At 70.1% G+C, this 11,813-nt stretch carries 7 protein-coding genes; 1 reads left to right on the top strand and 6 read right to left on the bottom strand.

Annotated elements, in window-relative coordinates; all coding sequences use genetic code 11:
* Positions 1 to 65: 65 nt before the first annotated feature.
* The 6 genes from HOV77_RS17040 to HOV77_RS17015 form a co-directional block, all read right to left on the bottom strand.
* Positions 66 to 842 (bottom strand): ABC transporter permease, encoded by a 777-nt coding sequence (locus tag HOV77_RS17040; RefSeq protein ID WP_290863373.1) that lies wholly within the window; start codon positions 840 to 842, stop codon positions 66 to 68.
* On the bottom strand, positions 839 to 1,828 hold the full coding sequence (locus HOV77_RS17035; RefSeq protein ID WP_290863372.1) for an ATP-binding cassette domain-containing protein: 990 nt from the start codon (positions 1,826 to 1,828) through the stop codon (positions 839 to 841). Before HOV77_RS17035 ends, HOV77_RS17040 begins: the two co-directional genes overlap by 4 nt.
* A gap of 120 nt (positions 1,829 to 1,948) precedes the next feature.
* On the bottom strand, positions 1,949 to 2,176 hold the full coding sequence (locus HOV77_RS17030; RefSeq protein WP_290863371.1) for an MbtH family NRPS accessory protein: 228 nt from the start codon (positions 2,174 to 2,176) through the stop codon (positions 1,949 to 1,951).
* Positions 2,151 to 4,319 carry a lantibiotic dehydratase gene (locus tag HOV77_RS17025; protein WP_290863370.1) on the bottom strand — a complete coding sequence of 723 codons (2,169 nt, stop codon included), beginning with the start codon at positions 4,317 to 4,319 and terminating at the stop codon, positions 2,151 to 2,153. Before HOV77_RS17025 ends, HOV77_RS17030 begins: the two co-directional genes overlap by 26 nt.
* Positions 4,316 to 5,290, bottom strand: a complete 975-nt coding sequence (locus HOV77_RS17020; protein ID WP_290863368.1) for an LLM class flavin-dependent oxidoreductase — start codon at positions 5,288 to 5,290, stop codon at positions 4,316 to 4,318. Before HOV77_RS17020 ends, HOV77_RS17025 begins: the two co-directional genes overlap by 4 nt.
* Positions 5,280 to 10,667, bottom strand: a complete 5,388-nt coding sequence (locus HOV77_RS17015; RefSeq protein WP_290863366.1) for a type I polyketide synthase — start codon at positions 10,665 to 10,667, stop codon at positions 5,280 to 5,282. The genes HOV77_RS17020 and HOV77_RS17015 overlap by 11 nt, the downstream gene beginning before the upstream one ends.
* On the opposite strand from HOV77_RS17015, the gene HOV77_RS17010 reads away from it, so the two are divergent.
* Complete coding sequence (locus tag HOV77_RS17010) at positions 10,666 to 11,805, top strand: pyridoxal-phosphate dependent enzyme (RefSeq protein ID WP_363260409.1); 1,140 nt, start codon at positions 10,666 to 10,668, stop codon at positions 11,803 to 11,805. The two genes, HOV77_RS17015 and HOV77_RS17010, sit on opposite strands and share 2 nt — an antisense overlap.
* The last annotated feature ends 8 nt before the right edge of the window (positions 11,806 to 11,813 follow it).

The following is an 11,813-nucleotide window of genomic DNA, read 5'->3' as shown; positions in this document are numbered from 1 at the left end:
CGAACCCCCACCGCGGGTCGCCGGCACCGGGCTGAGCCGGTGCCGGTCGACCCGGCACACCACCGTCACGCGGTACGCCGGTATTGGTTCAGCGACGCCCGCGCCAGCACGATGGCACCCACGGCGAGGGCGATCAGCAGGCCCAGGTAGGTCAGCACCGGCCCCGGCGACAGCGTGCCGGCGAACGCGGACCGGCTCAGTTCGACCGCCCAGTTGACCGGGTTGGCCTTGACCGCCGCCGCCACCCAGTCCGGGACGAGTCCTCGGGGCATGAAGGCGGTCGACAGGAACGTCATCGGCATGACGATGAAGTTCACGACCGCGATCAGCGACTCCTCGCGGCGTACCAGTAGGGCCACCGCGTTGGACAGCGCGGCGAGTGCCGCGGCGATCGCCGCCAGGGCGAGGACCAGCACCAGCGCCCCCAGTGGCCCGCCGTGAAAGCGGACGCCGAGCAGGTAGCCGATGACCAGCAGGATCGCGGTGGGAATGACCCCGCTGACGATCTGCTGGAGCAGCGGCCCGATGATCAGCGCGGCCGGCTTGGCCGGGGACGCGAGCATGCGATCGAGCGTGCCGCGCTCCATGTCGCCCAGCAGCGTCAGGCCGCTCCATCCGGCGGCCAGCAGAATCGTCATGACGATCAGGCCGGGCAGGAAGAACTGGGCGTAGTTGCTCTCGCCGAAACCGGGGATGTCGGCGATCCGGTTGAACGTGGCGCTGAACAGCAGCAGCCAGAGGAACGGCTGGACCAGGTTGATCGCGATGAGCCACGGCTGCCGGAACGCGTGCAGGATGTGGCGCTTGGCCAAGTGCGCCGACTGGCCCACGAGCTCGGTCAAGACTGGCTCCCTTCGAGTTCGAGTTCTTCGCGCCGCTGCGCCACCAGCCGGTGCCCGGTGTGCTGGAGATAGACGTCGTCGAGCGTCGGCTGGGCGACCGTGACCGAGGTGACCTGCAATCCGGCCCGGCTGAGCCGGTCCAGCACCACCGGCACCGCGGCCCCGCCGACCTCGGCGCGAGCGTGCAGCGTCCGGCCGGCCACCGTCAGGTCGCTGAGCTGCCCCAGGTCGGCCAGCGCGGTCGCGGCCTGCCCGGCGGCGGAATCGGTGTCCAGCTCCACCACCAGCGTGTCGCCGCGCAGCTCCTGCTTGAGGGTGGCCGGGCTGCCCGACGTGACGACCCGGCCCGCATCCATGATGGCCACCTCGTCGGCGAGCATGTCGGCCTCTTCGAGGTAGTGCGTCGTCAGCAGGATCGTCAGCCCGTCAGCGCGAACCAGCTTGGCGAGGTCCTCCCACAGCTGCAGGCGAATGTCCGGGTCCAGACCGGTCGTCGGCTCGTCGAGGAACAGCACCTTGGGACGGTGCACGATGCCCATCGCGATGTCGACGCGGCGCTTCATGCCGCCTGAGCAGAACCCGATCGGCTTGCCCGCGGCCTCGGACAGCCCGATCCGGGCGATCGCCTCGTCGGTGCGGGCGGCCAGCTCGCGGCCCTTGAGCCCGTACATCCGGCCCTGCAGCAGGACATTCTCGCGTACCGTCGCGGTCGGCACCGCACTGAGCTTCTGCCCGACCAGCCCGATCTCGCGCCGTACGGCGTCCGGCTGCCGGGTGACGTCGAACCCGGCCACGACGGCCGTCCCGGAGTCCTGACGCGACAGGGTGCTCAGGATGCGTACGGCGGTCGACTTTCCGGCCCCGTTCGGTCCGAGCAGGCCGAACACCGTGCCTTCGCGGACCGAGAAGCTCAGCCCGTCCAGGGCGCGCACGTCTCTCGGGTAGGTCTTCACCAGGTCGCTCACCTGAATCGAGGCGCTGGCCATATGTGTTCTCCTCGTTCCGGTGCCGCGGGCGGAGAACGCCGGTACGCGGCACTGCCTTGGTTCCCGGTGGCCGGTCGGGTGCGCCTGTGCTCGGCCGTCAGTGTGCGGTACGGGCGCGGGTCAGCCGGGTTGGCCGTCCATCTGCAGGCGCAGGCTGCGCGGGCGCATGTCCGTCCACACTTCGGCGATGTAGTCGAGACATTCCTGCTTGCGGCCGGTCTTGCCGACCGTCGACCAGCCCGACGGCGCCGGACGGTCGTCCGGCCAGATCGAATACTGCTCTTCGTCGTTGACGACGACGCAGAACACCCGATCCTCATCGTCAAACACTTGCGTTACCTCCTTCATAGCGGCGACTGTCCACACAGGTCACCCGGAACTCGCTGGTGTACCGGCGGCCGTCGGCGTCGCGAAGCCACAACTGATCCGGCCCGGGAAGCATTTCGGAGACGGTCACGGAGCCGTCTGGCCGCCGCTGCCGGCCTCGGCGTAGTTTGGCCCACAGCGCGTCGGCGAGGGTGTCGTCGGCGAGGTCGGCATAGATCGGTTTCGCCTCCCCCGCCACGACCCAGAACGCCGCCTCGGGCAGTCCGTGCTCGGCCGCCACGCCCCGCAGATGGACCACGACCTGGTCCCGCCTCGCCTCGGGAAGGTCGGCGAACACGGTCAGCGGCAGTTGCCAGCGCTCGCGGGAGACCACGAGGCGGTCGATCTGCACCCGGGGGCGATGCGCCGCCGGCTCGAACAAGCCGAATCTGTTGTACGCGGCGAACGCCAGGTAGTCGTCGAGGACTTCGGTGAGGCCGGCCTGGAAGTCCCCTGCCAAGGACCGGACCACGAGCCGCCCACCCTCCTCGTGTACGCGCAGGCCACCGGCCGCGACGACCGCGGCTCGGCGTGGTGCGTACGACGGTTCGGTGGCTACGCCGAGGTAGGTGTAATGCGCAGCGTGGTACGCCTCGGGCGGCCCCGTCCGGGAGTTGACCAGGTCGCCGGTCATCGGATACAGCGGGACGATCCGATGCGGCATGTCGCTGTCGATCCACCGCCGCAGCGCGCGCTGATCCGGGTGGGTCGACGCGAAGCACAGCTGATCGACACAGTTGACCGTCGGATGCAGTTCGCCGAGAACCGCGAGGAAACGTCCGTCGCGCAGGTCGTCGGCGCTGTCGGCCGCGAACATCAGGTCCGGGCCATGCCATCGAGCCGACGGCCAGCCCGGTTCGGCGGCGGCGAACACCTCGGTCACCTTTTCGCGCAGGTCGGCCGAGCGGTGGGCCACCGGGCCGGTTCCCTCGCCGGGGGCGAGCAGCTCGGTCCACATGCGACGAAGCTGCGACGCCGCCTGCCCGGCCGGGCTGGCGGCGTCGCCGCCGATGGTGTCTGCGACGGCCGCCAACAGCTTCGGCAACGGATACCCGCCGGGATGAGGGTCGCGGACCAGCAGGTCCCGGCAGAAGGCAAGATACCGGGACGCGACCTGCGCCGAGTACCAGCGGGCGCTGAGCAGCATCAGCTCCAGCGCCGGTGCGATGTCGGCGAGCAGGTCGGCTCCGAGCTCCGGGGCGAACTCCGACCGGCAGTCCTCGTAGGCGACGGACCGGCCCGCGTAGAACTCGCCGTCGCGGCGATGCCACGACGCAGCCGCCAGGTCGGTGAATCGAGCGTGCAACGACTCCAGCGCCGCCGCGACCGCGGCCGGGTCACCGAGCGCGGCTCGCACGTCGTCGAGGGCGGAGATCAGCGTCCCGAGATCGCGCTCTGCCGCCGCCCGCCGCGCCGGGTCGGCCACGCGCGCGAGTTGCATCGCCAGTTGACGTTCCGGGTGCCGGTTCTGCGAGATGAAGAACCCTTTGGTGAGTACGCCCATCGCCCGGAGCACCTTGATCTCGGCGACGATCTTCGCCGGGTCGCCATGGTCGGCGCACTCCGCTGCGATGTCGGCGACGGTGCGGAATCCGTCGGCGGCCGCCACGATCTGATCGCGTACCTCCGACAGGGCGAGGTGGGAGCCGTCGGCCAGGTGCACGGCGCCCGGCACGGTGGCCACCGACGCACACCGATGCGGGACGGTCCACTCGTCCAGGGCGTACCGGTCGATGAGGGCCTCACCCAGCGCCTGAATCGCCCACATCTCGAAGAACAGCTCGCCGCGTACGGGCGGGATCAGCTCGCCGATCTTGGTGGTGCCGTCGTGCCACACGCCCCAGGCGACCGGGCCGAAGAAGCCGATGGTGTCGTTCTTCGCGCAGTATCGGGAGCGGTAGCTCGCCAGCGTGCGGGCGAGGTCACGGGGCAAACTGGCCCGGTCACGGCGCGCTTTCCGGCCGATCCGCGGATGTTGCCAGGCCAGCGCCTCAAGAAACGGCGCGCGGCGAATCGTCTCCGGATCACTGATCCAGTCGAAGGGCAGCCCGGCGGTGCGTACGCACACCGAACGCCACAGCGAGAATTCGCCGGTGCCCAGCGGGATCAGATGCTCGGAGGTCATCCCTCGCCTGCGATCTCAGATACCCTTGTCAGCGTCTTGAGGCAGAGGTCGAGCGAGGTCTTGGCCGTCCCGGCCGGCGCGACCCCGACCTCGTCTACGCCGCACCGGCGCAACTCCACGAGCCGTCGGGTCACCTCGTCCTCGGTGAAGGCTCCCAGTGCCCGGACCATCGCGTCGTCCGGCCGGGTCGAGGCGACCGAGTCGGCGAAGCCGCTTCGATTGAACAGCCCGCGATACGTCGCGACCCGGAGGTACGCACCCAGGGTCCGGCCGAAGATCTGCCGGTCGCGTTCCGGGTCTCCGGACAGGCCCGCGTGCATCATGGCAACGACCTTGAACCCGTCCGGCCGCCCGCCCCGCCTGGCCCACCCCCGGCGCAGCGCCGGCAGCACGTGCGCGGTCACATACTCGGTGGTGCACATCCACAGGATCACGCCGTCGGCCAGCTCCCCGGCCAGCTCGATCATCTTCGGCCCGAACGATCCGAGGTAGACGGGGAAGTCCTCCCGCCGCTCGCCGATGTACGCGGCATGGCCGCTGTACCAGGTGCCGTCGAAGTTGACCTCGCCGTCACGCACCATGGAGGTCACGACGGTCAGGTACTCACGAGTGGCGGGCAGGGCGGGGGCCGGCTTGCCGCCGACCATCCAGTCCCCGACTGCCCGATGCCCCAGCCCGAGGCCGAGCGCGACGCGTCCGCCGGAGATCGCGTCCGCGGTCAGCGCCGACTGCGCCATCACCACCGGCGGCCGCGAGTACATCGGCAGCACGGCGGAAGCGAGCCGGACCCGCTTGGTGTGCGCGGCCAAGGCCGCCAGGACGGTCGCGACGTCCAGCTGGTTCGGCATCTGCGGCAGCCAGACGGCGTCCATGCCGATGCCCTCGGCGTGATCGACGATTTCGAGCAGCGCCGACGTGGGGATCCCGCCACCGTCGACGACGGCCCCGACGCGCAGCCGATCAGCCGACATTGGCGGCCGTCCCCAGCGCTTCGAGGGCCTGCCGCGCCTCGTCTTCGGACAGGGCAGAAATCTTCTCGACGAGCGCGGTCTCGATCGCCGTGGCGAGCGTACGCACGGTGCGAGAGTCGAACAGCAACGCCGCCGACACGTCGAGGGAGAACCGATGACTGATCCGGGCCACGAGCTGGACCGCGAACAGCGAGTTGCCACCCAGATCGAAGAAGTCGTCGTCGACGCCGATGCGTTCCACACCCACGGTCTCTGACCACAGCCCCACGAGAATCCGCTCGACGTCGCTCTCCGGCGCCACGTACGGCGTCGTCAGCGTCCGTGGGGCGCCGACCATGCCGGACTGCGCAGTCAGCTGCTCGGTCACCGCCTCCCGGTTCACCCGCGACGTACGCCGAAGCCGGACGTCGAGCCCCTCCGGGCACCAGATCACCTGAGGTCCCGCTCCGGAGCCGAGGATCAGCCGCAACGCCTCCTCGCCCTGCTGCGGAAGGACCTCGTCCTCGAGCGGGCCCGCCGTGGGCACCCCGGCGTTCATGCTCGCGGCCAGCTGCTCCGGCATCCGGAAGAGCATGAACCGCTCCACCGACACCAGCTCGTTTCCTTCGTCGTCGACCACGGTGACGTTGGTGCTGCTGACCTCGCCACGCGTGTCGTCGAGATGCGCGATGATCGAATGCACCCGGCCGGCCAGCGGCCCGCGTACGGACAGCCGGCCGTAACTGAACGGCAGGTACTGGCCGGTGCCGCGGATGATCTGCCCCAAGCCGATCGCGCAGTCGAGAACCGCCGGATGCAGGTAGTACATCTCCTCGTCGGCGCGGAACCGGTCGGCCAGCTCCACCGTGACCAACTCCGTGGCCTCGGCGGAGCGGACGCTCTGAATCCCGCCCCAGCGCGGCCCGAACGCGAGCGGGCCGTCCCACTCCGCCGCATCCGGGATGCCCACTGCAGTGGATGCCTCCCGGATCGCCGTGAGGTCCCGCCGGACGGGTCTCTCGGACGTCAGCGGGCCCACGCGGCCCTTGGCGTACTCGTTGCCGTCGTGCGCTCTGATCGCCACGTCGAAGCCGCCGTCGTCGGTGCGGCGCAGTTCGAGGTGGCAGCGCAGACCGGCGTGGGCCACGAGCGGCTGCACCAGCGTCAGATCCGTGATCTCCGCCGTTTCGCTGCCGGTCTGCTCCGCGTACGCCGCCCGGATCAACTCGATGATGCCCGTCCCAGGCATGGTGGGGATGTCGTTCAGCTTGTGCTCGGTCAGCACCCACAGCGAATGCGACAGGTTGATGCCGAAGTGTGTGGTGACCGCGTCGACCTCGGTACGGCTCTGCAGCATCGGATGCCGGACCGCCGTACGCGGGCCCTCGCCCGATGCGCCGCCTAGCGCGATGTGGTCGAACACCGCCGGGGCGAGCACTTCGCTGGCCATGCCGACCTCGGCGAACGGCGGCCAGTTGACCGAGACCGTGTGCTGCCCACGGGCCCAGCGGGACTGGGCGAACGCGTCCAGGACGGCGTTCGCGCCGACGTAGTCACCGAGGCCGAAGTCCGCCGAAAGGACCGCGATCGACGAGTACAGCACCATCAGACGCGGCTGGAAGATCTCCTCCAGCAGATAGGTGCCTTGAACCTTGGGGGCGAGCACCGCCGCCGCGTCCGTGTGGGACCGCGTTTCCAGCATGCCGCCGCCGGCCACCGCGGCGAGATGGAAGACTCCGTCCACCGGGCCGAACCGCGCGCGTACGGCCTCGTCGACGGCCCGCATCGCCGCCGCGTCGGTGACGTCGGCGGCCAGCACCATCACCTCGCCACCTGCAGTCTCCACGTCCCGCACCGCCCGGATGCGGCGTGCCTGCGGACTGTCCGGCGCCGTCGCGAGGATCTCGGCCCATTGCGCGCGGTCCGGCAGGCCGCTGCGGCCGAGCAGCACCAGCTTCGCCTGCACCTGGGCGGCGAGCTGACGGGCGAACACCAGACCGAGACCGCCCAGCCCACCGGTCAGGACGTAGACGCCGCCCGGCTGCAGCAGGGCCGGCACGCCGTCCGGCGCCTGCACCGGCGTCGACGCGTACGACCAGGACCAGCGCTTGCGGCCGCGATAGGCGACCTGCTGCTCCGAACCCCCGGCGCTGATCTCGGCGAACAGCTGACCGGCGACCCGTTCGACCGGCAGGTCGGCACCGAAGTCGACGCTGCGGCAGCTGACCGACTCCATCTCCTTCGGCACCAGCTTCACCAGTCCGAGCAGCGCCGACTTCGCCGGCTCGATCAGCCCGTCACCGGCGACGTCCTGCATCTGACTGGTCACGAACACCAGCTCGACCGGCGTACCGGTGAGCTGCCTGGCCGCCTCTTGCAGGACTGTCAGCCCGCTGTGGAAGCCGTCGCGCAACCACGTGGCCGCGTACTCGGCCTCGCTCGTGTCGGCGGGACGTTCCCCGAGGCAGAGCCCGTGGACGATCGTCACCTTCTCGCGCTCGCCGCCGCCGCGTCCGGCCAGAGCCTCGATCAGCTCCTCCTCGGTCGTCGTCGTGACCACCTTCGCGCCGGCCGCCCCGGCCAGTTCCGCGAGCCTCGGCAGCACCGCGTCGCCCGGCCGGCCGAGGGTGATCCAGACGCCGGAGGCCAATCCAGCCAGCGGCGGTACGCTCTCCAGCCACACCGGCGCGGTGTACGGGCCCACCTTGACCGGCGCGCCCACCGCCGCGACCTGACCGTCGTCCTCCTCGGGATCGGGATCGATCCAGTAACGCTGCCGCTGATACGGGTACTCCGGCAGCTGAACCAGGCTGCGCTGCTCGTCGCCCCAGAACTGCGACCAGTCGACGTCGACGCCTTCGGCCCAGAGCCGGCCCACGGCGGTCAGCAGCGTCTCCACATCGGACTGCTGCTGCTTCGGGTGACGCATGGCGGGCACGGCGACGGCCACGCGGTCGTGACTGCTGACGTATCCCGTCAGCGTCCGGCCGGGGCCGACCTCGATGAACGCACGGTCGCCGTCAGAGGTCAACAGCCGCAAGGTCTCCGAGAAGCGGACGCGCCCGCGCAGGTGGCGCACCCAGTACATCGGATCGGTCGCCTCGTCGTCGGCGATCCAGGTCCCGGTCGAGTTGGACACGAACGGGATGCTGGGCGGGTTCAGCGTGGTGCGGCGTACCGCCTCGGCGAACGGCTCGAGAATGCCGTCCATCATCCGGGAGTGGAAGGCGTGCGAGGTGTGCACCGGGCGGCTGCTCACGCCTTGCAGGCTCAGCTCCTCCTCGAGCCGGGCGATGTCGTCGTGGGTTCCGGCGACCACGCAGACCCCGGGGGCGTTGATCGCGGCGATGTCCAGCGACTCGTCCAGCATCGGGGCGAGCAGTTCCTCCGACAGCGGCACCGCGAGCATCGCACCGCTCTCGACCGTCTGCATGAGCGCGCCGCGCTCGGCCACGAGCCGCAAGGCGTCATCCCGGCTGAACACGCCGGCGAGGGCCGCCGCGACGTACTCGCCGACGCTGTGGCCGGCCATCGCCGTCGGTGTAACGCCCATCGCCTGCAGCGTCTTGGCCAGCGCGTACTCGACCGCGAAAAGGATCGGCTGGGTGTGGCAGGTCTGGTTCTGGGTCTCGGCGTCCGCCCGGAAGACCAGCTCCATCAGGTCCAGGCCGTGCGACTCCCGCAGCACCGCCGCACACGCGTTCAGCTCCGCCCGGAACACCGGCTCGGCGTGGTAGAGCTCCATCGCCATGGCCGGATACTGCGCACCCTGCCCCGGGAACAGGAAGGTGGCGGTACGCCCCGGCTTCGGCTGGAACGCGGGCAGGTCGACGGTGAGGCGCTCGGCGGCTGAGGCGGCACTGGGCGCCACCGCGAACCGGCGCAGCGCCAGCGGCTTGCGGCCGACGGTCAACGTGTAGCTGACATCGGCCAGCTCGTCCTCGCCGCGGCTGAGGTGCTTGGCGAGGTTCTCCGTCAGTGCGTCGAGCGCGGCCTGGACGTGGGCCGTCAACGGCACCAGCTGGACCGGACGGCGGGCCGGGCGAGCAGCCGGGCGGGCCGGCGCCTGCTCGATGATGACGTTCGCGTTCGTGCCGCCGATACCGAACGAGCTGATCGCGGCTCGACGCGGCGTGCCGTCGTCAGGCCACTGACTGCGCTCGCGATTGAGATAGAAGGGGCTGCGCGCGAAGTCGATCCGGGGATTCGGCTCCTCGAAATTGGCCACCGGCGCGAGCAGTCCATCCTGGACGCTGCACACCGCGTTGATCAGTCCGGCGACACCGGCAGCGGCACCCAGGTGCCCGACGTTGGCCTTGATCGAGGCGATCGCACAGTAGCCGGTCCGGTCGCTCCGCTCCCGGTAGGCGGTGCTCAGGGCGCCGACCTCGATGGGGTCGCCGACCAGCGTGCCGGTACCGTGCGCTTCGACGTACCCGATCGTCGCCGGATCCACGTTGGCGTCATTGAGCGCCGAACGGACCACCGCGGCCTGGCCGGGCTTGCTCGGCGCGAAGAAGCCGTTCTTGTCATTGCCGTCGTTGTTGATCGCCGACCCGCGGATGATCGCGTGGATGGGGTTGCCGTCGGCCAGCGCGGCGGTGAGTGGCTTGAGCAGCACCACCCCGACGCCGTTGCCGAATACCGTGCCCCGGGCCTTGGCGTCGAACGGTCGGATCCGCCCGTCGGGCGAGTAGATGCCGCCCTCGTTGTAGACGTAGCCGCCCACCTCGGGAATGCCGATCTCGACACCGCCCGCCAGGGCGACCTCACACTCACCGGCGCGCAGCGCCTGTACCGCCGTGTGGATCGCGACCAGCGAGGTCGAGCAGGCGGTCACCATGCTGATCGCCGGGCCGGTCAGGCCGAGGCGGAACGCCACACTGGTGGCGAGGTAATCGGTGTGATTGTTGATCATCGCCATGAGTGATCCGGTGCCACGCATGATCGCGCCGTTCTGGAAGACGTTCTCCTCCAGGTAGGCGTTGTCCTTGGAGCCCGCGTAGACGCCGACACGGTCCTCGGTCTGGCCGGGAACGACGCTGCCGTTCTCCAGCGCGGCGTGGCAGACCTCCAGGAACACCCGGAACTGCGGGTCGAGCAGCTGCGCCTCACGGGCGCTCAAGCCGAACAGATCAGCGTCGAACTTGTCCACGTCACCCAAGATCGGCGCGGCCCGCACGTACGCCGGGTTGGCGAGCTGGGCGTCGGTTGCCCCATTGGCGCGCAGTTCGTCCTCGTCGAAGAACGAGATGGACTCGACGCCGGCCAGCAAGTTCTGGCGGAACTGCTCAATGGACTTTGCGCCAGGAAAGCGGCCCGCCATGCCGATGATCGCGACGGGCTGCCCCGGCTGGCGAACGATCTTCGACTGCGCAGCACCCGGGTGAAGAGCCATGCGAGTCATGCTGGGTGGATGTGGACGGGCTATCAAGGCTGAGCCCGGCTCCTGGCGACAACTCGCCATGCGCCTTCCTCCTATTGGGAGGCGCTTGCATCCTTTGACGATGTGGCTTGACTCGCTGACGCCGACGCCGGTGTCAGAGCTTCTGGTGACATACGCCGGTAAGCATCATCGGATGTTGGTCAAGCACGAGAGCTACCTCGCCTCCGGGTCGGTGAAGGAACGCACCGCCATCGGCCTGCTCTGGGCGTTGGACCGGCAGGAACCGCTGACACCGGGGACCGTGGTGGTCGAGTCCACCTCGGGCAACCTCGGCATCGCACTGGCCCATCAGCTCGCCCGCATCGGCGGGCGGCTCATCGCGGTCATCGACCCGAAAACCCCCGTCGCCACCCGGCACCTGCTGCTCGCCGCCGGCGCCACGCTGCACATGGTCGACGAGGACGACGGCCACGGCGGCTACCTGCTCACCCGCCTGGCGACCGTGCGGGCGCTGATCGCGGCCCACCCGGGCTACCGCTGGACCAACCAGTACGAGAGCGACGCGAATCCGGAGATCCACGCCCGCAGCACCGGCCCCGAAATCTTGTGTCAGGGCGGCCCCGAACTGGACGCGATCTACGTCGCCGTCTCCACCGGCGGCACCCTCGCCGGGATCGCCCGGCACGTACGCGGAACCGGTCGGCCGATCCGGCTGATCGCCGTCGACGCGTACGCCTCGATGGCCAGTGGTCCCCCGGCGTCGCGGGCGACCACCGCCGACGCCCGGCTGTTGCCCGGCATCGGAGCCAGCCGCCAGTCGTCGTTCCTGACCCCGCAAAGCTTCGACGCCCGGCACCTGGTGCGAGACAGCGACGCGATCGCGATGTGCCGGATGCTCCGCGATGACACCGACATCGGAGTCGGCGGGTCGGCCGGCTGCGTACTGAACGCGTGCGTCACTGATCTGACCTCCGCTGACGTCCCTGCGCGCCCGCTCTGCCTCGCGCCGGACGACGCCGCCAAGTACGAGGATTCGATCTACAGCGACGAGTGGCTGGAACAGGTGAACCTCGCCGACGACGTCGAGGCCGCGATTGACCGGTGGCGGGCCGACGGCCTGGCCTTCAAGTCGACCGAGCCGCAGGTGTGAGCCGCGCG

Origin of the sequence: Hamadaea sp. (genome assembly GCF_013362815.1) — a bacterium.
GTDB lineage: Bacteria > Actinomycetota > Actinomycetes > Mycobacteriales > Micromonosporaceae > Hamadaea.
The sequence above is the reverse complement of the archived record's forward strand: the minus strand, read 5'-3'. Positions and strand labels throughout refer to the sequence as shown.

Coding starts and splice junctions, on each gene's coding strand:
- HOV77_RS17035 (WP_290863372.1), bottom strand. CDS start 1,828: ATGGCCAGCGCCTCGATTCAGGTGAGCGACCTGGTGAAGACCTACCCG.
- HOV77_RS17030 (WP_290863371.1), bottom strand. CDS start 2,176: ATGAAGGAGGTAACGCAAGTGTTTGACGATGAGGATCGGGTGTTCTGC.
- HOV77_RS17025 (WP_290863370.1), bottom strand. CDS start 4,319: ATGACCTCCGAGCATCTGATCCCGCTGGGCACCGGCGAATTCTCGCTG.
- HOV77_RS17020 (WP_290863368.1), bottom strand. CDS start 5,290: ATGTCGGCTGATCGGCTGCGCGTCGGGGCCGTCGTCGACGGTGGCGGG.
- HOV77_RS17010 (WP_363260409.1), top strand. CDS start 10,666: ATGCGAGTCATGCTGGGTGGATGTGGACGGGCTATCAAGGCTGAGCCC.
- HOV77_RS17015 (WP_290863366.1), bottom strand. CDS start 10,667: ATGGCTCTTCACCCGGGTGCTGCGCAGTCGAAGATCGTTCGCCAGCCG.